This window comes from Stakelama saccharophila (assembly GCF_032229225.1).
GTDB classification, from domain to species: Bacteria; Pseudomonadota; Alphaproteobacteria; order Sphingomonadales; family Sphingomonadaceae; genus Sphingomonas; species Sphingomonas saccharophila.
On sequence record NZ_CP135076.1, the window covers coordinates 1,379,192 to 1,405,986 of the forward strand.

Genomic DNA, 26,795 nt, shown 5'->3' on the forward strand with positions numbered 1-26,795 from the left:
CTTCTTCTTGACTATCCCGAAGAAGAGCAGCCCTTCGACAGGCCCGGGGCGAACGGCGGCGTTCGGGCTTCGAACCCGCTTGAGAAGGAGGTCGGCCCTGCTAGGGTGCGGCCTCTTTTTCGTTCGGGGGGAATCCGATGCGCCGCCTCAGTCTGCTTGCCCTGCCGCTTCTCTTTGCCACCGCGCCGCATGTCGCGCTCGCCCAATCCAGTTCGGAGACTTCGTCCACGATGACCGCACCGCTCGATTATCCCGAAACCCGCCGCGGCGACATTGTCGAGGATCATTTCGGGATCACGGTGGCCGATCCCTATCGCTGGCTCGAAAACGATGTGCGCAACGATCCGGAGGTCGCCGCCTGGGTGGCGGCGGAAAACAAAGTCACCGACGCTTATCTGCAAACCCTGCCCGGCCGCGATGTCTTTCGCCGGCGGTTGAAGGCGTTGATCGATTACGAACGCTTCGGCCTGCCGGTCGAACGCGGCGGGCGCTATTTCTATAACCATAACAGCGGTCTGCAGAACCAGGCGGTGCTGTTCGTGCGCGATTCGCCGAACGGCGAGGGGCGGGTGCTGCTCGATCCCAATGGCTGGTCGAAGGACGGCGCGACCGCGCTGGCCGAATGGGTGCCGTCGGAGGACGGGACGAAGCTGCTCTACGCGATCCAGGACGGCGGCACCGACTGGCGCACGATCAAGGTGCTGGACGTCGCCACCGGCAAGCCGCTGTCCGACAAGGTCGAGTGGGTGAAGTTTTCGGCGCTGTCCTGGGCCAGGGACGGATCGGGATTTTACTATTCGCGCTTTCCAGAGCCACAGGCGGGCGAGAAGTTTCAGGCGACGAACGAGAACCAGGCGGTCTATTTCCACAAACTGGGCACCGCGCAGTCGGCCGACCGGCTGGTCTATGCCACGCCCGACCATCCCAAATACGGCCACGGCGCCTATGTCACCGATGACGGAAACTGGCTGGTCATCATCACCACGGAAGGGACGGACAATCGCTACGGCGTGACCGTGCTCGATCTGACCCGCCCCGACGCCAAGCCGCGCACGATCATCTCCAAGCTGGAAAACGAATGGTCGCCGGCGGGCAATATCGGCTCGAAATTCTACTTCCTGACCAACAAGGACGCGCCGCGCGGACGGATCGTCACCATGGACGTCGCGGCCACCGATCCGCTGGCGACCGTCGCCGAACTCGTGCCGCAGACCGAGGCGACGCTGCAGGGCGCCAGCATGGTGGGCGGCACCCTGTTCGCCAACTATCTGAGCGACGTGAAAAGCGAGGTGCGCCGCTTCGCACCCGACGGCACGCCGAAGGGCGAGGTGCCGCTGCCCGGCATCGGCACGGCAAGCGGCTTCGACGGCGAGCAGGGCCAGACGGAAACCTTCTACGCCTTCACCAGCTTTGCCCGGCCCGCGACGATCTATCGCTACGACATCGCAACCGGCGAGGTGACGCCCTGGGCGCAGCCGGAGGTCGCCTTCGACCCCGAGCAATATGACGTGCGGCAGCGTTTCTACACGTCGAAGGACGGCACCCGCGTGCCGATGTTCATCGTCCATAAGAAGGGGCTGAAAACGCCCGCGCCGACGCTGCTCTACGGCTATGGCGGCTTCGATATTTCGCTGACGCCCGCCTTTTCCGCGACCCGGCTGGCCTGGATGGAACAGGGCGGGGTGCTGGCGGTCGCCAACCTTCGCGGCGGCGGCGAATATGGCAAGGCGTGGCACGATGCCGGACGGCTGCACAACAAGCAAAACGTCTTCGACGATTTCATCGCCGCGGCCGAGGACCTGATCGCCGAAGGCGTGACGACGAAGGACCAGCTCGCCATCCAGGGCGGATCGAATGGCGGATTGCTGATCGGCGCGGTCACGAACCAGCGGCCGGACCTGTTTGCCGCCGCGCTTCCCGAGGTCGGCGTGATGGACATGCTGCGCTTCGACCAGTTCACCGCCGGGCGCTATTGGGTCGACGATTACGGCTATCCGTCGAAGGAGGCGGACTTCAAGGTCCTCTACAAATACTCGCCCTATCACAATATCCGCTCGGGCGAGGACTATCCGGCGATCATGGCGCTGACCGCGGACACCGACGACCGCGTCGTGCCGGGGCATACGTTCAAATATACCGCCGCGCTCCAGCATGCCGATATCGGGACCAAGCCGCACATCGTCCGCATCGAGACGCGCGCCGGCCACGGCTCGGGCAAGCCGACCGACAAGATCATCGAGGAATATGCCGATATGTGGGCCTTCGCCGCGAAATGGACGGGGATGAAGGTCACGGCGAAAGAGTAACCGATTTTCTGTCGTCATCCTGAACTCGATTCAGGATCCAGAGCGGCTCTGTCCACTGGGCTCTGGATTCCGACCTTCGTCAGGATGACGAAAGGGCCATCGTTCAGCGTCGCGACAGCCGCCGCCGAATACGCTATATAGGATCGAGACCTTTCGGGAGTCGGACGATGCGGATGGTTCGGACATTGGGTGCAGCCGCGGCGAGTGTCGCGATGCTGGCGACGGCGGTGCCGGCGCAGGCGCAAGGATGGCGGCACCATCGCTATCATCATTATCACGGCCATCGCGGTGGCGGGATCGACGGCGGCGACCTGCTGCTCGGCGCGGTGATCGCGGGCGGGGCGATCGCGCTCGCCTCGTCGATCGACCGCGGCAACGATCGCTACGAACGCGTGCCGCCGCCCCCACCGCCGCCGCCGCGCGATTACGGCTATGAAGACGGCGGCTATTACGGCGCTCCCGACAGCGACTATCGCGAGGGATATCGCGACGGGTACGGCGATGGCTATGGCGACGGCTATCGCACCGCGCCCGACATCTACGGCGCGCCGGGATACTGATCCGCACCGGCGCTCCGCCCGCTTTACACGCGCGGCGCGGCTTTCTATCGCGCATCCATGATCGCGCAGCCCCCCGAGTCCATCCTCATCGTCGATTTCGGCAGCCAGGTGACGCAGCTTATCGCGCGCCGCGTGCGCGAAGCGGGCGTCTATAGTGAAATCGCGCCCTTCAACATGGCCGAAGAGGCGTTCGAGCGGCTGAAGCCCAAAGGCGTCATTCTCTCCGGCAGCCCCGCCTCGGTCGCGGAAGAAGGCAGCCCGCGCGCGCCGCAAGTGATCTTCGACAGCGGCCGGCCGATCCTCGGCATCTGCTACGGTCAGCAGACGATGATGGCGCAACTCGGCGGCGCGGTCGAAATGGGCGATTCGGGCGAGTTCGGCCGCGCCTTCATCGCCATCGAGAATAGCTGCGAGCTGTTCGACGGCATGTGGCGCGAGGGCGAGCAGCACCAGGTATGGATGAGCCACGGCGACAAGGTCACCGACCTAGCGCCGGGCTTCCGTGTCGTCGCGACCAGCCCCGGCGCGCCCTTCGCGGTCATCGCCGATGACGAGCGCCGCTATTACGGCATGCAGTTCCATCCGGAAGTCGTGCACACCCCCGACGGCGCGAAGCTGATCGCCAATTTCGCGCGTCACGTCTGCGGACTGGCGGGCGACTGGACCATGGCCGAGTTCCGCGATGCCAAGATCGCCGAGATTCGAGAAACTGTGGGCGACGGCAAGGTGATCTGCGGGCTGTCGGGCGGCGTCGACAGCGCGGTCGCGGCGGTGCTGGTCCACGAAGCGATCGGCGAACAGCTTACCTGCGTCTTTGTCGATCACGGCCTGATGCGCGCCGGTGAGGCCGAACAGGTGGTGAGCCTGTTCCGCGGCAGCTACAATATCCCGCTCGTCCATGTGAACGCCGAAACGCTGTTCCTGAACGGTCTGTCGGGTGTCACCGACCCGGAGTTGAAGCGCAAGTTCATCGGCAAGACCTTCATCGACGTGTTCGAGGACGAGGCGAAGAAGATCGGCGGCGCTGATTTCCTGGCGCAGGGCACGCTCTATCCGGACGTGATCGAAAGCGTCAGCTTCACCGGCGGGCCGAGCGTCACGATCAAGAGCCACCACAATGTCGGCGGCCTGCCCGAACGCATGAACATGAAGCTGGTCGAGCCCTTGCGCGAACTGTTCAAGGACGAGGTTCGCGCGCTGGGCCGCGAACTGGGCCTGCCCGAAGTGTTCGTCGGCCGCCATCCCTTCCCCGGCCCCGGCCTCGCCATCCGCATTCCCGGCGAGGTGTCGAAGGAACGCTGCGACATATTGCGCAAGGCCGATGCCATCTATCTCGAGGAAATCCGCGCCGCCGGGCTCTACGATGCGATCTGGCAGGCGTTCGCGGTGCTGCTGCCTGTGCGCACGGTCGGCGTGATGGGCGACGGGCGCACCTACGACCACGTCCTTGCTCTGCGCGCGGTAACGTCGACCGACGGGATGACGGCAGAGGTCTTTCCGTTCCCCGGCGATTTCCTGTCGCGCGTGGCGACCCGCATCGTCAACGAAGTGCGCGGCGTGAACCGGGTGGTGTACGACTACACCTCCAAACCCCCCGGCACGATCGAGTGGGAGTGAACCGGAATCAGGGAACGCGCGGGGCGCGTTCACCCGGTTCACTCGGCGGCTGAAAGCCGCCGCAAAGGCCCGGACTCGCCCCGATCATCCGGTCAGCATCCTCCCCTCCCGCTCGCGCTGAGTCTGTCGAAGCGCCGTTCTGCTTGAGTCGCGCCCGATTGCGCCGACGCTCTCCACCTGTCGCGGCACCGGCCGAGCGGAGCATCGCAGCGCGCGCAGCCCCTTTCTTCGCGGCGCGCCAGCGTATATGTCGGGTGAACGGAATTTACCGCCGCCGCCGCAGCGGCCGCCCGCAATGCTGGACCTGGGGCAGGTGCTGACATATCGCGCGGGTGAGCGGCAATTTGGCCGCGCGGCGCCGCCGACCCATAGCGATAAGGATATGACCCGATGACCCACGCCAATCCGCTGATCCGAAACGTGCTGTGGCCGTTGACGCTCGCGATCTTCGCCGTCGCGGGATCGATGGTGTTCAAGTGCATGACGCCCTTCGTCGCCGTCGCGGTCGTCGCGGCAGTCACCATGGACGTGCGCCGCGGTGCGTTGACGGCGGCGGGCTGCTGGGCGCTCAATCAGGCGTCGGGCTATTGCCTGTCGGGCTATCCCGTCGACCAGTATTCGCTCGGCTGGGGCGCGGCCCTGGGTGGCGGCACGATGCTGTCCTACCTTGTCGCGCGCTGGATGACCGGCGGCGAAGGCGCCACGTTGGCGCGTACCGCGATCGCGGCCGTTGCCGCCTATGTCGCCTATGAAGCATCGCTCTACGCCGTGGCGCTGGCATTTGGCGGGGTGCACACCTTCACCGCCGACATCGTGCTGGGCCTCGCCGTGAACAATGCGGTCTGGCTCGCCGTGCTCCTCGCGGCGCAGCGGGCATTGTCGGCCAGCTCGCCGCGTCTGTTCGGCAAGCCGCTCCGCCTCGCCTGATGGCGGGTGCGCGACCCCGCATCGTATCGCTGCTGCCCAGCGCGACGGAGATCGCGTGCGCGCTGGGCTTTCGGGACGCGCTGGTCGGGCGCAGCCACGAATGCGACTGGCCCGAGGGAGTGTCCGACCTGCCGGTCGTCACCCGCAGCAAGCTCGCCAAGGGGCTGCGGTCCGGTGCGATAGAGGCGCGGGTGCAGGCGATCGTCGGCGCGGGCCTGTCGGTGTACGAGGTGGACACCGATCTCCTGCGCGCGCTCGAACCCGATGTGATCCTGACGCAGACGCAATGCGCCGTCTGTGCCGTCACGCCGGACGATCTGCAGGCCGCGCTCGATGACTGGACGGGGGCGGCGCCGCGCCTGATCAGCCTGGCGCCCGATGATCTGGACGATGTGTGGCAGGATTTCCGCAACGTCGGCGCGGCGCTTTGTGCCCAGGATCGGGCGGAGCGCGTGATCGGCGATTGCCGCGTGCGGCTCGATGCGGTGCAGGCGGCCGTGGCCGATCGGCCGCGTCCGCGCGTCGCCGCGATCGAATGGATCGACCCGTTGATGGTTGCCGGAAACTGGGTGCCCGAACTGATCGCGCTTGCCGGTGGCGAGAGCCTGTTGGCGACGCCGGGCGAGCATTCGCCGGCGATCGCGTGGGCCGACCTGGTCGAGGCCGATCCGGACGTCGTCGCCCTGATGCCGTGCGGCTTTCGCATTCCGCAGACGCTGGCCGAACTGGACGCGCTGACCGGGCGGCCCGAATGGCGCGACATGCGTGCGGTGCGATCCGGACGGGTCTTTGCCACCGACGGGCAGTATTTCTTCAACCGGCCGGGACCGCGCCTCGTCGAATCCGCGGAAATTCTTGCCCAGCTCATGCATTCGGACCTCCATGCTTTCGGCCATGGTGGCGAAGCCTGGCGCCGGGTCGCGGTGCAGGATCGCGAACCCGCCTGGCAATCGGGAGGATGACGATGGCGAAGATGTGGAGGATGCTGGCGGCGGCGCCGGTGATCGCGGCGCTGGCGGCCTGCGACGGCGCGCAGGATCAGGGGGCGGAGAACATGGCTGCAATCAATGCCGCCGATGCGCCGCCGACCGCCGATGCGCGTGACGCAAATCTGATCCCCGAACGTTTTCTCGGCGAGTGGGACAGCAGTGAAGAGGCCTGCCGCGACGAAAGCTCGGAGATGCGGCTGGTCGTGCAGCCGCAGCACCTGCAATTCTACGAAGGCAGCGCCAGGGTGCGGTCGGTCGGCCCGGCCGGCGGAGACGGCATCGCGGTCGCGGCGACCCTGGATGCGGAGGGAATGACCGAGGAGCGCCGGTTCGACCTCGCGCTCGAACCGGATGGTCGGCTCGCGGTGACCACCGGCGGTTCGACCATGGTTCGGGTGCGGTGCTGAATCCATCGGCGCGATGGCTGATCGCCGGAGCCGTGACCGTCCTGCTCGGCGGCTGCGGCGGCTATTTCGGCGGCAATGACGAGGCTCCGGTCAACAGCCATGCGGTCGCGAAGGCGGGCGATGGCGGGGACGGCGCCACCGACGACGGGCAGGAAGACGACGGCCCCCCGATCGTCTATCCCACGCCGGCCCCCGCCGGCACCGTGACCCTGCCCGAGCCGCCGCGCGAGGGGCGCTGGACGTTGCAGGACACGCCGGACGGGCCGGGCGCCGTGTTCGGGCGCCTCGGCGGCGAGGGCATGATGGCCGTGACCTGCGAACGATCGCGGCATATGCTTCGGGTGCGGCGAACCGCGGTTGAATCGAACCCCGATCCCGTCGTGGCGCTCAATCTGTCGCTGCCGCAGGGGCGCACCCTGGTCCGCGCCTTTCAGGAACAGGACAACGCCTATCGCTATACCGGGCGGATGCCGCTGCGCCAGCCATGGCTGGACGTGCTGCTGGCCAGTTCCGGTACGCTGGAAAGCGATCTCGACGGCAAGGCGCCGCTTTCGGTGCCGGTGTCGGATGACTTGAAGCGCGTCGTGCTCGCCTGTCGCGGCACGCGCGGAACCGAACGAGGCCAGCCATCATGAGCATCACCCTGTACGGCATTCCCAATTGCGACACGATGAAGAAGGCGCGGGCATGGCTGGACGATCATGCCGTCGGCTATGCCTTTCACGATTACAAGAAGGCCGGCGCCGATCCCGCCAGGCTGACGCTTTGGGCCGATCACGTCGGATGGGAAACGCTCGTCAACCGGCGCGGCACCACGTTTCGCAAGCTTCCCGACGACGCCAGGGAGGGTCTCGATCAGGATCGGGCGGTCGCGCTGATGGCGCAGCACCCGTCGCTCATCAAGCGGCCGGTGCTGGAATATCCCGGCGGTATCCTCGTCGGGTTCGATGCGGAGCGCTACGCCGCGGCGCTGCTATAGCCGGCCCGGCCACGGCGCCGTTTCGCGCGGCTGGATTTCCTGATCGCGGACCTATAAGCGCGGCGACATGGCTGCGCCATCCGATCCGCTGCGCGTTCGCGCCGAACATATCGGCCTGTTCGAAACGGGCATCCTGCACGGGCATGTGGAGGATGCGACGACGCTGAACGCCGACCTGAAGGCCGCGATCGCGCAGCGCCGCGGGCAGGACGCAGGTCTCAACCGCTCCAACGTGGGCGGCTGGCATTCCACGACCGATATGCTGTACTGGGGCGGCCCGGCGGCCGAGCGGGTGTGGGACACCGCCCTGCGCATGGCGAAGCGCCTGTCCTATTTCGAGGCGCGCGATCCCGACAGCGTCGCCTGGTCGGTACGCATGTGGGCCAATGTCTCGCCGCCCGGCGCGCTCAATATGAGCCACGCCCATCCCGGCGTCCTGTGGGCCGCGGTCTATTATGTCGACATGGGCGAGGAGCCGGGCGGGAGCGGCGGCGGCGAACTCTATTTCGAGGATCCGCGCTTTCCCGTACCGCTGATGACCTTTCCCGGCTTTCGCGCCGTCGGCGTGGACGGCCGGCCGCAGCAGAACGAGCGGCGGCTGACGACCAGGGCCGGTGATCTCGTGCTGTTCCCGGCCTGGGTCCGCCACGGCGTCCGCCCCCATTGCGGCAGTCGTGAGCGCATCTCCATCGCCATGAACATCTACGGCAAGGAAAAATAGGGCAGGGGGCCTATCCCTCCCAGCGGAACACCGCTTCCAACGGCTTGCCGAACACCTGCGAAATGCGAAAGGCGACCTCCAGCGAGGGTGCGTATTTGCCCGCCTCGATCGCGGCGACGGTCTGCCGCGTCACGCCGATCCGCTCGCCCAGCTCGGCCTGCGTCATCTCGCCGGCGAGGAAACGCAGCGTGCGGATGTCGTTGGAAATGGGCGGTCTAGCCATGCCAGCCCCGGCGATAATGCCAGGCTTCGCTGGCATAGCGGACGATTTCGGCGATCACGAGGATGCTGACGAGCAGGTTTGTGATCTGGAACAGGCTGATCCCGGCCAGCATCAGCGCCACGGTGACGCCGATGCCGGATGTCAGGACCCAATAGGCATGGGCCTGCGCTGTCCGGGCGACCAGCCGATCGCGCTCGTCGGGCGGCGCGGTGGCGTCGCGCGGCGCCGAAATTGCTGCGCCGCCTGCGCCGATGGTTGCGAGCAGGGCCATCAGCACACCCATGCCGATCAGCGGTGGCACGATCGACCAGACCGGTCCGTCCCAGCCGTTCCGGCCGGTCACGCCCGCGAGCAGGTAGCAATAGATCGCATAGCCGCCGGCCGTGGTGGCGAGCAGTGCCCAGGCGAGTTTTTCCCGAAAGGCCATCACCGACTCCTGTGTTCGATACGTTGGCCACGATGTTAATTAAAGATAACATGATGTCAAGCCTATATTGCAAAGACCGCCTGTTCGCTTGGCGCAAGCGGGGCGAGCGCCTACAGCGCTGATCCATGTCCACCACTTACACGATCGACACGTCGACAAGCCGTGCGACGCCGGTTTCCGCGCCGATGAAGCGGCTGACGGTGCCCGCGATCCGCAAGCGCAAGGGTGCCGACTCCGAACCGCTGGTGATGCTGACCGCATATACCGTGCGCATGGCCCAGTTGATGGACCCGCATTGCGACATGCTGCTGGTCGGCGACAGCCTGGGCCAGGTGATCTACGGCCTGCCCTCGACGGTGCCGGTGACGCTGGAGATGATGGCCGGCCACGGTGCGGCGGTGGTGCGCGGCAGCTATCACGCGCTGGTCGTCGTCGACATGCCGTTCGGCAGCTACGAGGCTTCGCCCGAAAAAGCGTTTGAAAGCGCGTCCTGGCTCCTGAAGCAGACCGGCGCCGCCGCGGTGAAGATGGAAGGCGGCGAGGCGATGGCGGATACCGTCCGCTTCCTTGTCGAGCGCGGCATCCCGGTAATGGGCCATGTCGGCCTGACGCCGCAGGCGGTGAACGTCCTGGGCGGCTATGGCGCGCGCGGCCGCAGCGAGGCCGAGGCCGAAAAGATCGTCGGCGATGCGAAAGCGGTGGCGCAGGCCGGCGCCTTTGCCGTGGTGGTCGAAGGCGTGGTCGAACCCATCGCCGTTGCGATCACCGACGCCATTTCCTGTCCCGCCATCGGCATCGGCGCGTCGGCCCGGTGCGACGGGCAGGTGCTGGTGGCCGAGGACATGCTCGGCCTGTTCGATCGCACACCGCGTTTCGTGAAGAAATTCGACGATCTGGCCGGCCGCATTTCTGCCGCGGTCCAGGCCTATGCGGGCGATGTCCGGTCACGGGCGTTTCCCGGTGCGGATCAGATCTACGCACCCAAAAACTGATCTAGGTTTTCACATATGTCGCGGTTAAGGTCCGCGACCTTCCCGCCCCAATGGAGTCCGTCTTGGCGCTTACCCCCCAATCCAACGAAGCGTTCCAGCGCGAAGTCGACGAGGAACTTCGACGCGAGCAACTGACCGAATTCGGCAGGCGTTGGGGCCTGTGGATCGGGCTGCTGGTGGTGCTGTTGGTGGCGGCGCTCGGCGGCTGGTTCTATTGGCAGCACCGCCAGAGCGTCCGCGCCGGGGAGCAGGGCGTGGCCTATGACCAGGCGCTGAAGGGGCTGCGCGACGGCAATGTGGACAAGGTGATGCCGTCGCTCACCGAGCTGTCGGACAGCGATGTCGACGGGTACAGCGCCATGGCCCGCTTCGCCCGCGCCGATGCGCTGATGAAGAAGGACGATAACAAGGGGGCGGCCGCGATCCTCGGCACCATCGCTGCCGACGCATCGCTGGCTCAGCCCTATCGCGATCTCGCGACGGTCCGGCGGACGGCGATCGAATTCGACACGATGAAGCCCGATGCGGTGGTGCAGCGTCTGCGTCCGCTGGCGACGAAGGAAAGCCCCTGGTTCGGCAGCGCCGGCGAACTGGTGGCGATCGCCTATCTGCGTCAGGGACGCAGCGATCTGGCGGCGAAGATGTACAGCGATATTGCCGCGGCGTCGGGGGTGCCCGATTCGATCCGGCAACGTGCGGTTCAGATGGCTGCTGTATTGGACGGCGCGACGAAGAACGGCGCCGCCAAGGGTGACGCCGGCGACAAGCCGAGCGAATCGAAGGACAAGAACGCGCAATGATGAACAAGCTGAAGACCTCCGCGGCGATTGCTACGCTGGTCACGCTGGGCGCATGCGGCATTTTCAAGGGTGGCGACAAGCACACGCCCGTATTGGGCGACCGGGTTCCGATCCTGGCGTCCGAGACCGAAATCAACGTGGACGAGACGATCGCCGACGTGCCGGTAACGGTTCCGGCCCCCCGCGCCAACGATGCCTGGACGCAGCCGGGCGGCGATGCGGCGAAGGCGATGGGCGCGCTGGCGCTGCCGGATCAGCTCTCGCGCGCCTGGAGCATCCGGGTGCCGGGCGGATCGAAGCGCAGCCACTTTGCCGCCGCGCCGGTGGTCGCGGGTGGCCGTCTCTACGTCATGGATACCAATGGCGCGGTACATGCCGTCGATGCGCAGAGCGGTGCGACGGTGTGGACGAAGCAGACCGCGCCGGGCGAAGAGAATGCGAATGCGCGCTTCGGCGGCGGCGTTTCGTTCGATGGCGGCCACGTCTTCGCCACCAACGGCCTGGGCGAGGTCGTGGCGCTCGACGCTGCGACGGGCGATGAGATCTGGCGGGCGAAGCCGGGTGGTCCGTTGCGCGGCGCGCCCACGCTCGCCAACAACAATGTCTATGTCCTCAGCCAGGACAATCAGCTCTTCGCCCTCAGCCAGAGCGACGGCAAGGTGCAGTGGACCCAGTCGGCTTCGCTCGAATCGCAGGGCGTGTTCGGCGTGGCCGCACCCGCATCGGCGCGCGGCACGGTGGTCGCCGGGTTCTCGTCGGGCGAACTCAACGCCTATCGCTATGAAAACGGCCGCAGCCTGTGGGGCGACGTGCTGTCGCGCACGCGCATCTCGACCTCGGTATCGTCGCTGGACGACATCGATGCCGATCCGGTGATCGACGGCGACCGCGCCTATGCGGTGGGCCAGGGGGGGCGCATGGTGGCGCTCGACCTGCTGAGCGGCCAGCGGCTATGGGAACAGAATATCGCCGGCATCGCCACGCCGTGGGTCGCGGGTGACTGGATCTATCTCGTCACCACCGATGCGAAGCTGCTCGCGATCGCGCGCGACAGCGGCAAGATCCGCTGGGTCAGCCAGTTGCGCGCCTATGGCGACCCCGACGACAAGGAAGATCCGATCGACTGGTACGGCCCCGTGCTTGCCGGCGGCCGACTTGTGCTCGTCAGTTCCGACGGTGAAATCACCAATGTCGCTCCGGCAGACGGCACCGTGCAGGCGTCGGTCGACACCGGTTACGACTTCTCGTTACCGCCGGTGGTGGCCAACAACATGCTGTACGTCCTCGCCAATAACGGTACGCTGACCGCATATCGCTGATCCGGCGCGCGACCTGCGCCGGCACGGGAACATTTGCATGCCGCATCCTATCGTCGCCATCATCGGCAGGCCGAATGTCGGCAAGTCCACGCTGTTCAACCGCCTGGTGGGAAAGCGGCTGGCGCTGGTCGACAATCGCCCCGGCGTCACCCGCGATCGCCGCGAAGGTGACGCCAGCCTGCTGGGGCTGGATTTCCGCATCATCGATACCGCCGGCTATGAGGACGAGGATCCCGACAGCCTGCCCGGCCGCATGCGCCGTCAGACCGAATCGGCGGTGCAGGGCGCCGATGTCGCCTTGTTCATGATCGACGCCCGGACCGGGCTGACCCCGCTGGATGAAGAGATCGCCCGCTGGCTCCGTGCGGCGGAGACGCCGGTCATACTCGTCGCCAACAAGGCCGAGGGCCGCGCCGGTGAGGCCGGCATGCTGGACGCGCTGTCGCTGGGCATGGGCGATCCCGTCGCGCTGTCGGCGGAGCATGGCGAGGGCGTGGTCGAGCTGTTCGAAGCGCTGCGCCCGCTTGTCGAGGCGGCGGAAGCAGCGGCGGACGTCGAGGACGCCGACGCACCGGACGCACCGTTGAAGCTGGCCGTGGTGGGGCGCCCAAACGCGGGCAAGTCGACGCTGATCAACCGCATGCTGGGGCAGGACCGGCTGATCACCGGGCCGGAAGCGGGCATCACGAGGGATTCCATCGCCACCGACTGGGCATGGCAGGGCCGCCCCGTCCGCCTGATCGACACGGCGGGCATGCGCAAGCGCGCCCGCGTCCAGGAAAAGCTGGAACGGCTGGCGGTCGCCGATGCGCTGCACGCCATTGATTTCGCCGAAGTCGTCATCCTGCTGCTCGACGCGACCAAGGGGCTGGAGGGACAGGATCTGCGCATCGCCGACAATGTCCTGAAGGAAGGCCGCGCCCTCATCATCGCGCTCAACAAATGGGATGTCGCCGAAGATGCCAGCCGTCTGTTCAACGGCGTGAAGGCGGCGCTGGAGGAGGGCCTGTCGCAGGCGCGCGGCATTCCCGTGCTGACCGTGTCGGCGATTACCGGCAAGGGCATCGACACGCTGCTGAAGGTCGCGTTCGAAACGCGCGATTCGTGGTCGCGGCGGGTGTCCACGGGCGCGCTCAACCGCTGGTTCGAACGCGCGATGGAGGCCAACCCGCCGCCCGCGCCCGGCGGCAAGCGGATCAAGCCGCGCTATCTGACGCAGATCAACAGCCGCCCGCCCAGCTTCGCCCTGTTCGGCACGCGCGTCGACCTGCTGCCGGACAGCTACAAGCGCTATCTGATCAACGGCATCCGGCGCGAATTCGATTTCGGCGCCGTGCCCGTGCGGCTGATGCTGCGGGCCGCGAAGAACCCTTTCGACAAGCAGGCATGACCGTCCGCGTGGAGGCACGCGGCATGCGCTGCCCCTGGCCGGCGGTACGGCTGGCGCGCGCCCTCAGAACCGCGCCGCAGGAGCGCGAGTTCGAGGTCCGTGCCGACGATCCGGCGGCGGCTTCGGAAATGCGTATCGTTGCCGAAACGAACGGTGCTGCGCTGTCGGTTGTCGGCCCGAATCATTTTCGCATAGTGCGGCTGTAGCGGTCCCCGCGCGCCCCTTTCGTCAACCGCCTGTTTACGATCCGCGGGGTAGAGCGGCGGTTCTGGACACGCGCATTTCGGAGGACGCAGATGAACGACATGAGCGGAGGGGTGTCGCTGGTGAACTGGACCGCCTTTTCCCAGGCGCGTTCGGAACTCGGCGCGAACTTCGTTCGCATCCTCGGCTATTTTCGCGAAGACGGCGTGAAGTCGGTCGAGCAGATCGAAGCAGCGATGCGCGCGCAGAATGCGGCCGCGCTCGTCATCCCGGCCCACACGCTCAAGGGCGAATCGCGCCAGTTCGGGGCCGATCCGCTATCCGACCTGGCCGAGACGATCGAGACGATCGCGCGCGATTGCGTCGAGCGGCACGACACGCCGACCGAGGCGCTGCAATATGTCGCGCAACTGCGGCCGCTGTTCGAAAACACGCTGGCCCTGCTGGAAAAGGAGGCGAGCCCGCTCGTTGCGCGCCGTCAGGGCTTCGGCCGCCGGGTCGCCGGCATCTGACGCGGCGCCGACGGCTGGCGCCTTCATTCGTCGGCTTCGGACCTGGCGTTGAGCTGGATATAGTTTTCGAGGCCCATGCGTTCGATCATTTCGAACTGCCGCTCCAGCGTGTCGACATGCTCTTCCTCGCTGGCGAGGATCTCCGCGAACAGATCGCGGCTGACATAGTCGCGCTTTTCCTCGCAATATTGAATCGCATCGCGCAACAGGGGCAGGGCCTCCATCTCCAGATCGAGATCGGCCTTGATGACCTCTTCCACCGTCTCGCCGATGCGCAGCCGGCCGATATTCTGGAAATTGGGCAGACCGTCGAGGAAGAGGATGCGCTCCGCCAGCTTGTCGGCGTGCTTCATCTCGTCGATCGATTCGTCATATTCGAACTTGGCGAGGCGGTGGACGCCCCAATGATCGAGCATGCGGTAATGCAGGAAATACTGGTTGATCGCGGTCAGCTCATTCTTGAGCGCCGTGTTCAGAAATTCGATGATCTTTTCGTCGCCCTTCATGGCCGCGCCTCCGGTTCGTTCGCCCCAGGGCTAGACCGGGCGCGGGGGCGAGACAAGGTACGGACTCAGGCGGCGGTGCGTTCGTCGGCGATGATCTCGCGCGCGAATCGGACGCACTGGCCGCATTTCGCCTGACGGCCGAGTGCGCGATAGGCCTGGCACGCGCTCATCGCGCCGGCCCGCGCGGCGGCGCGGACATCTTGTTCGCGGATGGCATTGCAGACGCAGACGACCATGAATGAATCCCTCGCTGTGCCCAACCGCAATAGGGATAATGCGAGTGACTTGCAATCCCTATTGCGTGGCGCTCGCAATAAAACGAGTCCCCGGATCGGTCGGCGCGGCTATGCTTCGCCCCGCATGGGTTGCGCACGCCCTCGCGCCGCCGAGCGCCACAGCCATTCCAGCGGTCCGTAGCGAAAGCGGGCCAGCCACGGTTTCGACCAGCCGAGCATCGCGGCGCAGACGGCGATCACGACGACGAGCAGTTCCGCACGGGTCACCCGGCCGAACCAGCCGAAGCCATAGCCGTAGAACAGGGTAGTGCAGATCAGGCTGGTGCAGAGATAGTTGGTAAATGCCATGCGGCCGGTCGCCGCGATGCGCGTCGCCAGTGTGCCGCCGGGCCGAACAGCCAGGATGATCAGCGCGGCCCATCCGGCGATCATCGGCGGCCGCAGCGGCACCGTCAGCGCGATAACGCCCATCGCTACCGCGCGCATGGTGTAATCGCTCGCCATCAGCCAGACAGCGATCGCGCCGTACCCGGCGATGCCGATCGCGAACCCCGCCAACGCCACCCGGCGATAGCGCGCTGCCGGCCATTCGCCGCCCAGAAAGCCCGATTTCAGCGCCGCCATTCCCAGCAGCATATAGCCGAGCGTTTCCGGCCCGACGAAGATCGCGCTCGTGACCGGCGTCGTGAAATGCGCCCGTAAGCGGTCGAGCGCGATCGGGCCATAGCCGCCGCGCATCAGCGCCAGCCGCGCCTCGGTCCACGACGCCGGCGGCACGCCGAAGCCGCGGACCATGCTGTCCCATGCCTGCTGCGCACCGGGATCGGCGGCGGCTTCGCGCAGCGCCCTGGCGGTCGCGTCGATACCCAGCGGCACGGTCGCCGCGATCGCCCACTGGATCAGGATCAAGGTCGCCGCAGCCGAGATCAGCCGCTCCGGAGACCGCCCGCGAAAGGCATAGGCGATCATGCCGATCACCGCATACAGCGTCAGGATGTCCCCCCACCAGATCGCCCAGAGGTGGACGAGGCCGAAGACGAGCAGCCACACCATGCGCGAATAATGCACCCGGGCGGGATCGAGCCCGCCCGCTTCCGCCCGCTCCACCACCAGCAGCAGCGACGCCCCGAACAGCAGCGAGAACAGCCCGCGCATCTTGCCGTCGACCAGGATGAAATCGGCGACATAGACGGCGAGGTCGAGTCCCTGTGCGCCGCCGAACGCGCGCGGGTTCATATAGGCTGGCTCCGGCATGGCGAAGCCGGTGATGTTCATGAACAATATGCCCATCACCGCGACGCCGCGAACGATGTCGAGGGTGACGATGCGATCCGGTGCCGTGGTCGCCATGGCGGCGGTCTATCGGCGCCGGCGGGGCATGGTTCAGTGCGCGCCCTTGCCGACCAGCTTCATCGCCGTCCAGTCGCCGATCGCCGCCGTATCTGTCGGCAGCATGTCGAACGATCGCCCGGTTTCACGCACCACCGATTCGTCCAGGCCGCTGCGCCATGCCACCCAGACGAATCCTGCCGGGGTCAGCAGTTCGTGCAGCGCATGTACCTCCTTCGACAGCGCGTCGCGCGCGTCGACGAAGATCGCCGCGCCCTCGATTCCCTGCGATGGTGCGACGAGTTCCTCCAGGTCGTTGCCCGGCGGGTCGATGGCCGACCGGATAGGCGCCGGCATGTCGCGGAACCAGACCTTCATGCCGCGCTCGAAACCGAGCTGGCGGGCGAGGGTGGGGTGATCATCGGTCATGGCGCGTCCTTTTCATGGTCAGGCGATACCCGCGACTACTGCCGGAACGGTCCGGCGGTTCCCCCGCGGCGGCTCAGGCCAGCGCCGCATCCTCGCCCATCAGCTTGGGGAAGAAGCCTTCGTGCGCCGCACGCAGCTCGTCGATCGTCACGACCGCGTCGGCATCCTCCAGCTCGAACACGATCCGGTCCTTGATCGTCCGGCCCAGCAGATCGACGACGACATCCGCCTTCTCCGCCGCTTCCATGAAGTCGGCGGCGAATTCGTCCCGCACCGTCACGACATAGACGCCCTGATCCTCGCCGAAGAAGGAACCCGCGACGCCGAAGGGCTGCGCCTCGGTGATCATCGCGCCGATGTTCGAGGCCAGCACCATTTCCGCGACCGTGACGGCCAGGCCGCCGTCCGACACGTCGTGACAGGCGGTAACCCAGTCCTGTTCGATCGCGGTGCGGATCAGGTCGCCGGCGCGGCGTTCGGCATTGAGGTCGACCGGCGGCGGCGGCCCTTCCTCGCGGCCATGCACCTCGCGCAGCCACAGCGACTGGCCCAGATGGCCCATCCGGTCACCGATGACGAGGATCGCGTCGCCGGCATTCTTGAACCCGATGGTGCACGACTTGCCCCAGTCGCGCAGCAGCCCGACGCCGCCGATCGCGGGAGTAGGGAGGATCGCCGATCCGCCGCCGCCGCCATCTTCCTTTGGCGCCTTCGACTCGTTGTAGAGCGAGACGTTGCCCGACACGACGGGGAAGTCGAGCGCGGTGCATGCCTCGCCCATGCCCGCCAGGCAGCCGACGAACTGGCCCATGATCTCGGGCCGCTGCGGGTTCGCGAAGTTCAGGCAGTTGGTGATGGCGAGCGGCTTTGCACCCACCGCGCACAGGTTGCGCCAGGCTTCCGCCACCGCCTGCCGGCCACCCTCCACCGGGTCGGCGAAGCAATAGCGCGGCGTGCAGTCCGTCGTCATCGCCAGCGCCTTTTGCGTATCGTGCACGCGCACCACCGCTGCGTCGCCACCGGGGCGCTGCACCGTGTCGGCGCCGACCATATGGTCGTATTGCTCCCAGATCCAACGCCGCGAAGCGATGTCGGGCGATCCCATCAGCGTCAGCAGATCGGCCTTGATATCGCTCGATTCGGGCACCTCCGGCATCGTCGGCACCACCGTTGCCACGTGCGGACGGTCGTAAAGCGGTGCGTCGTCGGCAAGCGGCGCCAGCGGAATGTCGGCGACGGTGTCGCCCTGCCATTTCAGGATCATGCGCCCGGTATCGGTGACGCGCCCGATGACGGCGAAATCGAGTTCCCATTTGCGGAAGATCGCCTCCGCCTCGGCCTCGCGGCCGGGCTTCAGCACCATCAGCATACGCTCCTGGCTCTCCGATAGCATCATCTCATAGGGCGTCATGCCCGCTTCGCGCTGCGGCACATCGTCCATCACCAGTTCGATGCCGACCCCGCCCTTCGACGCCATCTCCACGCTCGAGGAGGTGAGGCCGGCCGCGCCCATGTCCTGAATCGCGACGATCGCGTCCGAGGCCATCAGTTCGAGGCACGCCTCGATCAGCAGCTTTTCGGTGAACGGGTCGCCGACCTGCACGGTGGGGCGCTTTTCCTCACTGTCCTCACCGAAATCGGCCGAGGCCATGGTCGCACCGTGAATGCCGTCGCGGCCGGTCTTCGACCCGACATAGACGATCGGATTGCCGACGCCCGAGGCCGCCGAATAGAAGATCTTGTCCGTATCGGCGACGCCCACCGTCATCGCGTTGACCAGGATGTTGCCGTCATAAGCGGAGTGGAAATTCACCTCGCCGCCGACGGTCGGCACGCCGACGCAATTGCCGTAGCCGCCGATGCCGTGGACGACGCCGGCGATCAGGTGGCGCATCTTGGGATGATCGGGTCGGCCGAAACGCAGCGCGTTCAGGTTCGCCACCGGCCGCGCGCCCATCGTGAACACGTCGCGCAGGATGCCGCCCACGCCGGTCGCCGCGCCCTGATAGGGCTCGATATAGCTGGGATGGTTGTGGCTCTCCATCTTGAAGATCGCCGCCTGGCCGTCGCCGATATCGATCACGCCCGCATTCTCGCCCGGCCCGCAAATGACCTGTGGTCCGGTCGTCGGGAGCTTTTTCAAGTGGATGCGGCTCGACTTGTACGAACAATGCTCCGACCACATCACCGAAAAGATGCCCAGTTCGGTCAGGTTCGGCTCGCGCCCCATGGCGTTTAGGACGCGTGCATATTCCTCCGGGGAGAAACCGTGCTCGGCGACGATCTCGGGCGTGATGGCGGGGCTGGTCTCGGTCATGCCCCAGGCATTTAGCGAGAGGCGGGAAAAGGGGCTAGGGCATTTCTGGAGGGGGTGGGCGGCTCGCCGCGGCGCGGCCTTTGCACTTCAGCGCTCATCGGCTAAAGCGCGCGCTTTCCAACACTAGGCCAAATCCATGACGCTCTACGCCCGTTTCGCTGCCCATCTCGATGCCGTGCTCGACCAGCTCGCCGCCGACGGTGTGCTGCCCGACGGCGTCGAGCGACGCAACGTGACGGTGGAGCCGCCGCGCGATCCGAGCCACGGCGACCTCGCCACCAATGCCGCGATGGTGCTGGCCAGGCCGGCCGGAACCAACCCGCGCGCGCTCGCGGAGCAGGTCGCGGCCGGGCTGGCAAAGCTGGACGAGGTCGAATCGGTCGCGGTCGCCGGGCCGGGCTTCATCAACCTGACGCTGACCGACGCGACGTGGCGCGAGGAACTGCGCGCGATCACCGACGAAGGCGATGGTTACGGCAAGTCCGGCATGGGCAGGGACGTCACCGTCAACGTCGAATATGTCTCGGCCAACCCCACGGGGCCGATGCACATGGGCCATTGCCGCGGCGCGGTGGTGGGCGACGCGCTTGCCAACCTGCTGGAATTCGCCGGTCACAAGGTGATCCGGGAATATTATGTCAACGACGCCGGCGGCCAGGTCGACGTGCTCGCGCGTTCGGCGCACCTTCGCTACCGCGAGGCGCTGGGCGAGGATATCGGCGCGATCCCCGACGGCTTCTATCCCGGCGATTATCTGAAGCCCGTCGGCCGCCACCTCGCCGGCGAATATGGCGACGCCTATGTCGGCAGGCCCGAGGCGGAGTGGCTCGCTTTGTTCCGGGCCGAGGCGGTCGCCGCCATGCTCAAGATGATCAAGGCCGATCTGGCGCTCCTCGGCATTCATCACGACGTCTTCGCGAGCGAGGCCGAGCTGCAGAAGGCCGGCAAGCCCGAGGCGGCGGAGAAATGGCTGCGCGAACGCGACCTCGTTTATGACGGCCTGCTCGAAGCGCCGAAGGGCGAGACGCCCGAGGACTGGGAGCCGGTCGAGCTGCCGCTGTTCCGCTCGACGAAGTTCGGCGACGACCAGGACCGGCCGATCCGGAAGTCCAACGGAAGCTGGACCTATTTCGGCGCCGACCTCGCTTACCATTACCAGAAGGCGCAGGAAGCCGATCAGTTGATCGACATCTGGGGCGCCGATCATGCCGGGACGGTCAAGCGGATCGTCGCCGCCGTCGCCGCCCTGACCGAAGGCAAAACGCGCTTCGACGTGAAGCTGATCCAGATGGTGCGGCTGCTGCGCGGCGGCGAACCGGTGAAGATGTCGAAGCGCGCGGGCAATTTCGTCACGCTCGCCGATGTCGTGAACGAGGTCGGCAAGGACGTCGTGCGCTTCACCATGCTGACGCGCAAGGCCGACGCGCAGATGGATTTCGACTTCGCCAGGGTGGTAGAGGCGTCGAAGGACAATCCGGTCTTCTATGTCCAGTATGCGCACGCCCGGATCGCCTCGCTGAAGCGCAAGGCGGCGGCGGAGAATATCGCGGCCGATCGTGCCGACCTGTCCCTTCTTGATACAGCGGAACTGGCGCTGGTGAAGCGCGCCGCACAGTTCCCGCGCACGGTGGAGGGCGCGGCGGCTGCACGCGAACCGCACAGAATCGCGTTTTTTCTCTATGACCTGGCGGCCGAATTTCACGCGCTGTGGAATATGGGCAACGACGATCCGGCCCGTCGGTTCGTGCGGTCCGACGACCCGGCACGGACTGCCGCGCGCCTTTTCTTGGCGGACGCGATCGGGCAGATAATCCGCAACGGTCTCGGCATCATGGGGGTGGAGGCCGTCGAGGAGATGCACTGATGACCGACACCGGCGCCGACGGTGATCACGACCTTCGCGAGGAGGATCGGCTGCCCTGGCTGGAAAGCGTGGCGGAAGAGCGCGACGAGGGACCCTCGGCCTTGCGCGTCGCGGCGCTGGTGGCACTCGGCCTGGTCGTCATCGCCGCGCTCGTCTTCGGCTATCTCATGTACCAGCGCAGCCGCGGCGGCCATGGCAGCGGCCAGCTGATCCAGGCGCAGGAGGGCAGCTACAAGGTGCGGCCCGAAGAAAGCGGCGGCATGAAGGTGGCGGGAGAGGGCGATACGCGCTTCGTCACCAGTGAAGGCGGCGCGGCCCGCGGTGCGCTGGACGTCGACGCCCTGCCGGAACAGCCCGTCGACGGCCGCCGCGTGGCCGAACCGCAGGCGCCCGCCGGCAAGGGGGAAAAGACGGTCGTGGCCGCGGTGCCCGGCGATAGCAAGAACCTGGAACGCGCCCCGAAAGCACCGTCCCGGTCATCGACCGCGGGCACCGCACCGGGCGGCGGCGGATCGGTGATCCAGCTCGGTTCCTTCCCCAGCGAGGCGCGCGCGAACCGGGCGTGGAAGCAGTTTTCCGAGCGCTTCAAATATCTCGCCGACCTCGGCTCGTCGGTGCAGAAGGCCGAAGTGGACGGCAATACCGTTTACCGGCTGCGGGTGAATGCCGGCAGTGCCGGACAGGCGAAGCAGTTGTGCGGCAAGCTGAAGGTCGCCGGCGAGGCATGCTATATCCCGGCGCAGTGACGTGCCGGTGGAATCGCGGCGCCGGCGTTTGCCTCTCCCTATTGCCGCGCTGATTTGCTAGCGCGGCGGGCATGAAGCCCGTTATCTACGGCCTGTCCGGCCTCCAACTGACCGCCGACGAACGCGCCTTCTTTCGGGAGGCCGATCCCGTCGGCTACATCCTGTTCCGGCGCAACGTGGCGGACCGCGCGCAGCTTCGCGCGCTGACGGACGATCTGCGCGCCCTGTCGGGCCGTGACGACCTGCCGATTTTGATTGATCAGGAGGGTGGACGCGTGGCGCGCATGCAGCCGCCGGAATGGCCCGCTTTTCCCGCCGGACCCGCTTTCGATGCGCTGTACGAGAAGGCCCCCGCCTCGGCGATCCAGGCCGCCTTTCTGAACGGACACGCGCTGGGTATGATGCTGGCGGAGGTGGGGATCACGGTCGATTGCCTCCCGCTGCTGGACGTGCGCCGGGCGGAGACCACGCCGGCCGTGGCGGAACGCGTATATGGTGCCGATCCGATGCGGGTGGCGGCGCTCGGCCGCGCGATGCTGGACGGTCTGCGTCGCGGCGGCGTCGTGGGGGTGGTGAAGCACATGCCCGGCCACGGCCGTGCGCAGGTCGACAGCCATTACGAGCTTCCCGTCGTGACCGCGGGCGAGGACGAACTGGCGTCGGACATCGAACCGTTCCGCACGCTCGCATCGGCGCCGATGGGGATGACGGCGCATGTCGTCTACCAGGCATGGGACACGGACCGGCCGGCCACCCTGTCGCCGACCGTGATCGAGCGCATCATTCGCGGCCGCATCGGCTTTGACGGCCTGCTGATGACCGACGACATCGACATGAAGGCGCTGACGGGGTCCGCCGGCGAAAAGGCGGCGGCGGCGATCGCGGCCGGCTGTGACGTGGTTCTGGACTGCTGGGCGCGCATGGACGAGATGACGGACATCGCCGAACGGACCGGAACGCTCTCTTCCGGCGGCCGCGATCGCCTCGACCGGGCGATGTCCGGCTTGGCAGAGGCGCGCCGGGAGGCCGATCTTGCCGACCTGATCGCCCGCCGCGACGAATTGCTGGCCATTACCGCGGACTGACGCCGGGGTGGCCGCGACGGCGCGCGGGGACCTTTCCGCGCGGCCGGGCTTTGTTCGGGCATGGGCAGGTATCAGGGATCGGCGGCGGCAGGCAGGGTGCGCGGCGCCGTGCTGTCGATCGTGCTGTCCGCCCTGCTCGGCTACGGCCTGATCGCGGGGCTGAACGTTTCGCTTCCCCAGGTGACCAGCCGCGCGCTCGACGTCTTCCGCGTGTCGCCGCCACCGCCACCGCCGCCGGAAAACCCGCCGGCACAGCCCAGGCCGAAACCCGATCCCCGGCCCGAAGGCGCGGCGTCGCCGCCCAACATCCATTCGAGGCGCACCGAGGTGACCGCGCCGGAGCCGGAGATACGGCTCGATACCGAAAGCCTCGTGACGGTCGCGCCGGAACCCGGTGCCGGCAAGGACGCGACCGCCGGCAATGCCGATGTGCGCGGACCGGGGACGGGAAGCGGCGGACAGGGCGAAGGCACCGGCAGCGGCGGATCGGGCAGCGGCGCCGGCGCCGGGGGCGGGACGCCGCCGCGCCAGATCGGCGGCAGGCTGCGCACGGCCGACCTGCCGCAACCGGTGATCGACGCAGGGATCGGCGGCACGGTCGAGGTGTTGTTCACCATTCACCGCGACGGCAGCGTCAGCGATTGCGGCATCCGCCGGTCGAGCGGATCGCGCGCGCTCGACGTGACGACCTGCCGCCTGATCGAGCAGCGCTACCGCTTCACGCCCGCGCGCGATGCGGCGGGCCGTCCGATCGAATCGAAGATGATCAAGCGCGAACGGTGGATCATCGAATAGCGCGCTTGCTCTTGATCGCCGCGGTCGCTTTACTCCGGGGATGGACGAACAAACGGACGAAGCCGGTCACCTGACGCTGGACATAGACGGCTGGGAAGGGCCGCTCGACCTGTTGCTGGCGCTGGCGCGGTCGCAGAAGGTGGACCTCCGCGAAATCTCCATTCTGCAGCTCGTCGAGCAGTATCTGCGCTATGTCGCGGAGGCGCAGACGCTTCGCCTCGAACTGGCGGCCGATTATCTGGTGATGGCGGCCTGGCTCGCCTTTCTGAAGTCCGGCCTGTTGCTGCCGCGCGATCCGGAGGTCGAGCCGAGCCCGGAGGAATTGGCGCTGCGCCTGCAATTGCGGCTGGAGCGGCTGCACGCGATGCGCGAAGCGGGCGCGCGGCTGATGGCGCGCGACCGGCTGGGCCGCGACGTATTCGCGCGCGGGCGCCCGGAAGGGCTGCGCACCGTGCGCCAGACGAAATGGCAGGCCGAAATCTATGATCTGATCGCCGCTTACGGCCGGGTCAGCGCGCGCACGCGACCGGTGATGCACGTCGTCGCCCGCCGGCCGGTGATGACGCTGGAAACGGCCATCGCGCGGGTGGAGGCGATGCTGGGCGAACGCATCGACTGGTCGACGATCGAGAGCTTCCTGCCCGCCGGCGCGGAGCCGGGCTTTCGCAAATCGGCGCTGGCCTCCAGCTTCGTCGCGGCGCTGGAACTGGCGCGGCAGGGCAAGCTGGACCTGCGGCAGAAATCGACCTTCGCCCCGCTTTACGTGAAGGCCGCGCGGTGACGCCGCCCGATGACCTGATGCGCGCGGTGGAGGCGGTGTTGTTCGCGGCCGAAGCGCCGCTCACCGTCCACGAGATCAGGGCGCATCTGGGCGATGCCGAGGTGCGTCCGGCGCTCGACGCGCTCAGCGATCACTATGCCGAACGCGGCGTTCGCCTGGTGCGTCGGGGCGAGCGCTGGCATTTCGAAACGGCGGGCGATCTCGCCCACTTGTTGCGCCGCGACCGGGAGGAGCCGCGCAAGCTGTCGCGGGCGGGAACCGAGACGCTGGCCATCATCGCCTATCACGAGCCGGTCACGCGCGCCGAGATCGAGGCGATCCGCGGCGTGCAGATCTCGAAGGGAACGCTCGACGTGCTGCTGGAGACGGGCTGGATTCGTCCCGCCGGGCGGCGCGAAGTGCCGGGCCGGCCGCTCACTTATGTGACGACGCAAGGCTTTCTCGACCATTTCGGCCTGGCGAGCCGGCGCGATCTGCCGGGGATCGACGATCTTCGCGCCGCCGGACTGCTCGATCCCGTCGATCTCGCGCTGGACCGGGCCGAGTCCGGGGACGAGCCCGATCGGGACGGGGTAGAGAAGGAATCCTCGTGACCCGATGGCGTTGCGGTCCGCATGGCGGGCGCCGCATGGATTGCGCCAGCGACGCCGTTCGCCGTTGCTGATTGCCGAGATAACGCGTAGATAGGGGCTGAACGCGAGGAGATTTTCAATGGGTAGCTTCAGCCTTGTACACTGGCTGGTTCTGGCGATCGTGGCGGTGCTTCTGCTCGGCGGCGGGCGCTTTTCCAACCTGATGGGCGACGTCGCGCAGGGTATCAAGAACTTCAAGAAGGGCATGGCCGACGACGAGGAAGAGCAGAAAAAGGAACCGTCCCGCATCGATGCGAAGCCGGTTGCCGATCCCGATGCCAGCTACGACCGAGAGGCGCGCCGCGAAGAACGTTGAGCCGCCGGGCCGCAGCGCCCCGTTTCAGGCACGGATATAGATGCTCGACATTGCCCCGACCGAATTGCTGCTGGTCGCTTTCGTGGCGATCATCATCATCGGTCCCAAGGATTTGCCGAAGGCGATGCGCGTGGCCGGCTATTGGGTCGGTCGCGCCCGCGGCGTCGCGCGCCAGTTCCGCCAGGGCTTCGACAACATCGTGCGCGAGGCCGAACTCGCGGAGATGGAGAAGAAGTGGAAGGAAGAAAATGAGCGGATCATGCGCGAACATCCGCCCGAATCGCTTCTGACCGCCGAATCGAACGGATCCGCTGCTTCCGTCTCCGGCGGCGGCGATACCGCGCGGGCGCCGGACGACGCCGCGGGACAGGAATCGGACGGCGGGCAAGCGGCCGCACGCGCGCCGGGCGCCGACACGCCTTCCGATACCTCCGATGCCCCGGCCCCCGATGCCCCGGCTTCGGACGGGCGCGCTCCGGGTGACGGGAGCGACGCCGCCCGATGAGCGATGAGGATTACGACATCGACGAAAGCCAGGCGCCGCTTCTCGACCACCTGATCGAACTCAGGCGGCGGCTGCTTTACTGTATCGCGGCGTTGCTGCTCACCTTCATCGCCAGCTACGCCTTTGCCGAGCAGATCTTCGCCTTCCTCGTTCAGCCCCTGGTGCATGCCGGCCAGGAACAGATTATCTTCACGCAGATTTTCGAGGCGTTCTTCGTGCGGATCAAGGTGGCCTTCTTCGCCGCCCTCATGCTGTCCTTTCCGGTGATCGCCAATCAGTTGTGGCAGTTCGTGGCGCCCGGCCTCTATCGGCGGGAGAAGCGCGCGCTGCTGCCCTTCCTGCTCGCCACGCCGCTGTTGTTCCTGCTGGGCGCGGCCATGGCCTATTACATCGCGGTGCCGGTCGCGTTGCATTTCCTGCTCAGCTATCAGGGCAATTTCGGCGGGATCGACCAGAAGGCGTTGCCGTCGGTCGGCAATTACCTCGATTTCATCATGCAGTTCCTGTTCGCATTCGGCATCGCCTTCCTGCTGCCGGTATTGCTGATGCTGCTGGAACGGGCCGGGATCGTTACCAGGGCACAGCTCAAGAGCGCGCGCCGTTACGCGATCGTGGGCGCTTTCGCCATTTCGGCCGTGCTCACGCCGCCCGATGTCGGCTCGCAGCTTCTGCTCGCCCTGCCGCTGGTGGGTCTGTACGAACTGGGCATCATCGGTATCTGGTTTACCGAGAAGCGGCGCCGGGTCGAGGCGGAACGCACGAACAGCGCCTGAGGGCGAGCGCTGTCAGCTTTGCACAGGAGCAGCCTGAACTTTTCGGGAGGTTCGGCATCTGTATCCCCGCGCAGGCGGGGATACAGACCAGGCCCCCGCCTGCGCGGG

At 67.0% G+C, this 26,795-nt stretch carries 31 protein-coding genes; 24 read left to right on the plus strand and 7 right to left on the minus strand.

The genetic code is table 11. The features are described from left to right. Positions 1 to 137 precede the first annotated feature (137 nt). From RPR59_RS06445 to RPR59_RS06485, 9 genes are all read left to right on the plus strand, one after another. Positions 138 to 2,306 (plus strand): prolyl oligopeptidase family serine peptidase, encoded by a 2,169-nt coding sequence (locus RPR59_RS06445; protein ID WP_313917866.1) that lies wholly within the window; start codon positions 138 to 140, stop codon positions 2,304 to 2,306. Positions 2,307 to 2,473: 167 nt separating this feature from the next. Next, positions 2,474 to 2,866, plus strand: coding sequence for a hypothetical protein (locus tag RPR59_RS06450; RefSeq protein WP_313917868.1), 393 nt, complete (start codon positions 2,474 to 2,476; stop codon positions 2,864 to 2,866). 57 nt (positions 2,867 to 2,923) lie between these two features. After that, the gene (gene guaA / locus RPR59_RS06455) at positions 2,924 to 4,483 is read left to right on the plus strand and encodes a glutamine-hydrolyzing GMP synthase (protein ID WP_313917870.1); all 1,560 of its coding nucleotides are present in this window, start codon (positions 2,924 to 2,926) and stop codon (positions 4,481 to 4,483) included. Between the two features lie 390 nt (positions 4,484 to 4,873). Further along, positions 4,874 to 5,410: a hypothetical protein gene (locus RPR59_RS06460; protein ID WP_313917871.1), complete on the plus strand. Its 537-nt coding sequence runs from the start codon at positions 4,874 to 4,876 to the stop codon at positions 5,408 to 5,410. Then, positions 5,410 to 6,372, plus strand: coding sequence for a cobalamin-binding protein (locus RPR59_RS06465; RefSeq protein ID WP_313917872.1), 963 nt, complete (start codon positions 5,410 to 5,412; stop codon positions 6,370 to 6,372). Before RPR59_RS06460 ends, RPR59_RS06465 begins: the two co-directional genes overlap by 1 nt. A 2-nt stretch (positions 6,373 to 6,374) precedes the next feature. Beyond that, positions 6,375 to 6,806, plus strand: a complete 432-nt coding sequence (locus RPR59_RS06470) for a hypothetical protein (protein ID WP_313917873.1) — start codon at positions 6,375 to 6,377, stop codon at positions 6,804 to 6,806. Next, entirely contained in the window at positions 6,800 to 7,441 is a 642-nt protein-coding gene (locus tag RPR59_RS06475) for a hypothetical protein (RefSeq protein WP_313917874.1), read from the plus strand. Before RPR59_RS06470 ends, RPR59_RS06475 begins: the two co-directional genes overlap by 7 nt. Next, complete coding sequence (locus RPR59_RS06480; protein ID WP_313917875.1) at positions 7,438 to 7,785, plus strand: ArsC family reductase; 348 nt, start codon at positions 7,438 to 7,440, stop codon at positions 7,783 to 7,785. Before RPR59_RS06475 ends, RPR59_RS06480 begins: the two co-directional genes overlap by 4 nt. 67 nt (positions 7,786 to 7,852) lie before the next feature. Then, positions 7,853 to 8,506 (plus strand): TIGR02466 family protein, encoded by a 654-nt coding sequence (locus RPR59_RS06485; protein ID WP_313917876.1) that lies wholly within the window; start codon positions 7,853 to 7,855, stop codon positions 8,504 to 8,506. Between the two features lie 10 nt (positions 8,507 to 8,516). Here the strand turns inward: RPR59_RS06485 and RPR59_RS06490 are convergent, their stop codons facing one another. Together RPR59_RS06490 and RPR59_RS06495 are read right to left on the minus strand one after the other, a co-directional pair. Continuing rightward, positions 8,517 to 8,729: a helix-turn-helix transcriptional regulator gene (locus tag RPR59_RS06490; RefSeq protein ID WP_313917878.1), complete on the minus strand. Its 213-nt coding sequence runs from the start codon at positions 8,727 to 8,729 to the stop codon at positions 8,517 to 8,519. Beyond that, on the minus strand, positions 8,722 to 9,156 hold the full coding sequence (locus RPR59_RS06495) for a DUF2178 domain-containing protein (RefSeq protein ID WP_313917880.1): 435 nt from the start codon (positions 9,154 to 9,156) through the stop codon (positions 8,722 to 8,724). Before RPR59_RS06495 ends, RPR59_RS06490 begins: the two co-directional genes overlap by 8 nt. A gap of 125 nt (positions 9,157 to 9,281) precedes the next feature. On the opposite strand from RPR59_RS06495, the gene panB reads away from it, so the two are divergent. From panB to RPR59_RS06525, 6 genes are all read left to right on the plus strand, one after another. Continuing rightward, the gene (gene panB, locus RPR59_RS06500; RefSeq protein WP_313917882.1) at positions 9,282 to 10,148 is read left to right on the plus strand and encodes a 3-methyl-2-oxobutanoate hydroxymethyltransferase; all 867 of its coding nucleotides are present in this window, start codon (positions 9,282 to 9,284) and stop codon (positions 10,146 to 10,148) included. A gap of 62 nt (positions 10,149 to 10,210) precedes the next feature. Further along, positions 10,211 to 10,948, plus strand: a complete 738-nt coding sequence (locus RPR59_RS06505) for a tetratricopeptide repeat protein (protein ID WP_313917883.1) — start codon at positions 10,211 to 10,213, stop codon at positions 10,946 to 10,948. Then, a complete protein-coding gene (locus RPR59_RS06510) occupies positions 10,945 to 12,267 on the plus strand; it encodes an outer membrane protein assembly factor BamB family protein (protein ID WP_313917886.1) in 1,323 nt (440 codons plus the stop codon). Before RPR59_RS06505 ends, RPR59_RS06510 begins: the two co-directional genes overlap by 4 nt. Positions 12,268 to 12,304: 37 nt before the next feature. Then, positions 12,305 to 13,657 (plus strand): ribosome biogenesis GTPase Der, encoded by a 1,353-nt coding sequence (gene der, locus RPR59_RS06515; RefSeq protein WP_313917888.1) that lies wholly within the window; start codon positions 12,305 to 12,307, stop codon positions 13,655 to 13,657. Next, positions 13,654 to 13,863 (plus strand): sulfurtransferase TusA family protein, encoded by a 210-nt coding sequence (locus tag RPR59_RS06520; RefSeq protein WP_313917889.1) that lies wholly within the window; start codon positions 13,654 to 13,656, stop codon positions 13,861 to 13,863. The genes der and RPR59_RS06520 overlap by 4 nt, the downstream gene beginning before the upstream one ends. 90 nt (positions 13,864 to 13,953) lie before the next feature. Then, positions 13,954 to 14,373: an Hpt domain-containing protein gene (locus tag RPR59_RS06525; RefSeq protein WP_432280298.1), complete on the plus strand. Its 420-nt coding sequence runs from the start codon at positions 13,954 to 13,956 to the stop codon at positions 14,371 to 14,373. A 23-nt stretch (positions 14,374 to 14,396) separates the two neighbouring features. Here the strand turns inward: RPR59_RS06525 and bfr are convergent, their stop codons facing one another. From bfr to purL, 5 genes are all read right to left on the minus strand, one after another. Beyond that, positions 14,397 to 14,879 carry a bacterioferritin gene (bfr, locus tag RPR59_RS06530; protein ID WP_313917892.1) on the minus strand — a complete coding sequence of 161 codons (483 nt, stop codon included), beginning with the start codon at positions 14,877 to 14,879 and terminating at the stop codon, positions 14,397 to 14,399. Positions 14,880 to 14,944: 65 nt separating this feature from the next. Then, positions 14,945 to 15,115 carry a (2Fe-2S)-binding protein gene (locus tag RPR59_RS06535; protein ID WP_313917893.1) on the minus strand — a complete coding sequence of 57 codons (171 nt, stop codon included), beginning with the start codon at positions 15,113 to 15,115 and terminating at the stop codon, positions 14,945 to 14,947. Positions 15,116 to 15,223: 108 nt separating this feature from the next. Beyond that, positions 15,224 to 16,465 (minus strand): DUF418 domain-containing protein, encoded by a 1,242-nt coding sequence (locus tag RPR59_RS06540; RefSeq protein ID WP_313917895.1) that lies wholly within the window; start codon positions 16,463 to 16,465, stop codon positions 15,224 to 15,226. A 33-nt stretch (positions 16,466 to 16,498) separates the two neighbouring features. Then, positions 16,499 to 16,873, minus strand: coding sequence for a hypothetical protein (locus tag RPR59_RS06545; protein WP_313917897.1), 375 nt, complete (start codon positions 16,871 to 16,873; stop codon positions 16,499 to 16,501). Positions 16,874 to 16,946: 73 nt separating this feature from the next. Then, positions 16,947 to 19,190: a phosphoribosylformylglycinamidine synthase subunit PurL gene (purL, locus tag RPR59_RS06550; RefSeq protein WP_313917899.1), complete on the minus strand. Its 2,244-nt coding sequence runs from the start codon at positions 19,188 to 19,190 to the stop codon at positions 16,947 to 16,949. A gap of 136 nt (positions 19,191 to 19,326) precedes the next feature. On the opposite strand from purL, the gene argS reads away from it, so the two are divergent. The 9 genes from argS (at position 19,327) to tatC (ending at position 26,687) form a co-directional block, all read left to right on the plus strand. Next, complete coding sequence (gene argS / locus RPR59_RS06555; protein WP_313917901.1) at positions 19,327 to 21,054, plus strand: arginine--tRNA ligase; 1,728 nt, start codon at positions 19,327 to 19,329, stop codon at positions 21,052 to 21,054. Further along, a complete protein-coding gene (locus RPR59_RS06560; protein WP_313917903.1) occupies positions 21,054 to 21,800 on the plus strand; it encodes an SPOR domain-containing protein in 747 nt (248 codons plus the stop codon). Before argS ends, RPR59_RS06560 begins: the two co-directional genes overlap by 1 nt. Before the next feature lie 71 nt (positions 21,801 to 21,871). Next, positions 21,872 to 22,885: a beta-N-acetylhexosaminidase gene (gene nagZ / locus RPR59_RS06565; protein ID WP_313917905.1), complete on the plus strand. Its 1,014-nt coding sequence runs from the start codon at positions 21,872 to 21,874 to the stop codon at positions 22,883 to 22,885. A 60-nt stretch (positions 22,886 to 22,945) separates the two neighbouring features. Next, the gene (locus RPR59_RS06570; protein WP_313917906.1) at positions 22,946 to 23,680 is read left to right on the plus strand and encodes an energy transducer TonB; all 735 of its coding nucleotides are present in this window, start codon (positions 22,946 to 22,948) and stop codon (positions 23,678 to 23,680) included. 40 nt (positions 23,681 to 23,720) lie between these two features. Next, complete coding sequence (locus tag RPR59_RS06575) at positions 23,721 to 24,461, plus strand: segregation and condensation protein A (protein WP_313917908.1); 741 nt, start codon at positions 23,721 to 23,723, stop codon at positions 24,459 to 24,461. Continuing rightward, positions 24,458 to 25,054: an SMC-Scp complex subunit ScpB gene (gene scpB, locus RPR59_RS06580; RefSeq protein ID WP_313917910.1), complete on the plus strand. Its 597-nt coding sequence runs from the start codon at positions 24,458 to 24,460 to the stop codon at positions 25,052 to 25,054. The genes RPR59_RS06575 and scpB overlap by 4 nt, the downstream gene beginning before the upstream one ends. Before the next feature lie 118 nt (positions 25,055 to 25,172). Further along, complete coding sequence (locus RPR59_RS06585; RefSeq protein WP_313917912.1) at positions 25,173 to 25,409, plus strand: twin-arginine translocase TatA/TatE family subunit; 237 nt, start codon at positions 25,173 to 25,175, stop codon at positions 25,407 to 25,409. Between the two features lie 40 nt (positions 25,410 to 25,449). Then, on the plus strand, positions 25,450 to 25,914 hold the full coding sequence (gene tatB, locus RPR59_RS06590; protein WP_313917913.1) for a Sec-independent protein translocase protein TatB: 465 nt from the start codon (positions 25,450 to 25,452) through the stop codon (positions 25,912 to 25,914). Continuing rightward, complete coding sequence (gene tatC, locus RPR59_RS06595; RefSeq protein WP_313917915.1) at positions 25,911 to 26,687, plus strand: twin-arginine translocase subunit TatC; 777 nt, start codon at positions 25,911 to 25,913, stop codon at positions 26,685 to 26,687. The genes tatB and tatC overlap by 4 nt, the downstream gene beginning before the upstream one ends. Positions 26,688 to 26,795: the final 108 nt, after the last annotated feature.

Coding starts and splice junctions, on each gene's coding strand:
- RPR59_RS06445 (WP_313917866.1), top strand. CDS start 138: ATGCGCCGCCTCAGTCTGCTTGCCCTGCCGCTTCTCTTTGCCACCGCG.
- RPR59_RS06450 (WP_313917868.1), top strand. CDS start 2,474: ATGCGGATGGTTCGGACATTGGGTGCAGCCGCGGCGAGTGTCGCGATG.
- guaA (WP_313917870.1), top strand. CDS start 2,924: ATGATCGCGCAGCCCCCCGAGTCCATCCTCATCGTCGATTTCGGCAGC.
- RPR59_RS06460 (WP_313917871.1), top strand. CDS start 4,874: ATGACCCACGCCAATCCGCTGATCCGAAACGTGCTGTGGCCGTTGACG.
- RPR59_RS06465 (WP_313917872.1), top strand. CDS start 5,410: ATGGCGGGTGCGCGACCCCGCATCGTATCGCTGCTGCCCAGCGCGACG.
- RPR59_RS06470 (WP_313917873.1), top strand. CDS start 6,375: ATGGCGAAGATGTGGAGGATGCTGGCGGCGGCGCCGGTGATCGCGGCG.
- RPR59_RS06480 (WP_313917875.1), top strand. CDS start 7,438: ATGAGCATCACCCTGTACGGCATTCCCAATTGCGACACGATGAAGAAG.
- RPR59_RS06485 (WP_313917876.1), top strand. CDS start 7,853: ATGGCTGCGCCATCCGATCCGCTGCGCGTTCGCGCCGAACATATCGGC.
- RPR59_RS06490 (WP_313917878.1), bottom strand. CDS start 8,729: ATGGCTAGACCGCCCATTTCCAACGACATCCGCACGCTGCGTTTCCTC.
- RPR59_RS06495 (WP_313917880.1), bottom strand. CDS start 9,156: ATGGCCTTTCGGGAAAAACTCGCCTGGGCACTGCTCGCCACCACGGCC.
- panB (WP_313917882.1), top strand. CDS start 9,282: ATGTCCACCACTTACACGATCGACACGTCGACAAGCCGTGCGACGCCG.
- RPR59_RS06510 (WP_313917886.1), top strand. CDS start 10,945: ATGATGAACAAGCTGAAGACCTCCGCGGCGATTGCTACGCTGGTCACG.
- der (WP_313917888.1), top strand. CDS start 12,305: ATGCCGCATCCTATCGTCGCCATCATCGGCAGGCCGAATGTCGGCAAG.
- RPR59_RS06520 (WP_313917889.1), top strand. CDS start 13,654: ATGACCGTCCGCGTGGAGGCACGCGGCATGCGCTGCCCCTGGCCGGCG.
- RPR59_RS06525 (WP_432280298.1), top strand. CDS start 13,954: ATGAACGACATGAGCGGAGGGGTGTCGCTGGTGAACTGGACCGCCTTT.
- bfr (WP_313917892.1), bottom strand. CDS start 14,879: ATGAAGGGCGACGAAAAGATCATCGAATTTCTGAACACGGCGCTCAAG.
- RPR59_RS06535 (WP_313917893.1), bottom strand. CDS start 15,115: ATGGTCGTCTGCGTCTGCAATGCCATCCGCGAACAAGATGTCCGCGCC.
- RPR59_RS06540 (WP_313917895.1), bottom strand. CDS start 16,465: ATGGCGACCACGGCACCGGATCGCATCGTCACCCTCGACATCGTTCGC.
- RPR59_RS06545 (WP_313917897.1), bottom strand. CDS start 16,873: ATGACCGATGATCACCCCACCCTCGCCCGCCAGCTCGGTTTCGAGCGC.
- purL (WP_313917899.1), bottom strand. CDS start 19,190: ATGACCGAGACCAGCCCCGCCATCACGCCCGAGATCGTCGCCGAGCAC.
- argS (WP_313917901.1), top strand. CDS start 19,327: ATGACGCTCTACGCCCGTTTCGCTGCCCATCTCGATGCCGTGCTCGAC.
- RPR59_RS06560 (WP_313917903.1), top strand. CDS start 21,054: ATGACCGACACCGGCGCCGACGGTGATCACGACCTTCGCGAGGAGGAT.
- nagZ (WP_313917905.1), top strand. CDS start 21,872: ATGAAGCCCGTTATCTACGGCCTGTCCGGCCTCCAACTGACCGCCGAC.
- RPR59_RS06570 (WP_313917906.1), top strand. CDS start 22,946: ATGGGCAGGTATCAGGGATCGGCGGCGGCAGGCAGGGTGCGCGGCGCC.
- RPR59_RS06575 (WP_313917908.1), top strand. CDS start 23,721: ATGGACGAACAAACGGACGAAGCCGGTCACCTGACGCTGGACATAGAC.
- RPR59_RS06585 (WP_313917912.1), top strand. CDS start 25,173: ATGGGTAGCTTCAGCCTTGTACACTGGCTGGTTCTGGCGATCGTGGCG.
- tatB (WP_313917913.1), top strand. CDS start 25,450: ATGCTCGACATTGCCCCGACCGAATTGCTGCTGGTCGCTTTCGTGGCG.
- tatC (WP_313917915.1), top strand. CDS start 25,911: ATGAGCGATGAGGATTACGACATCGACGAAAGCCAGGCGCCGCTTCTC.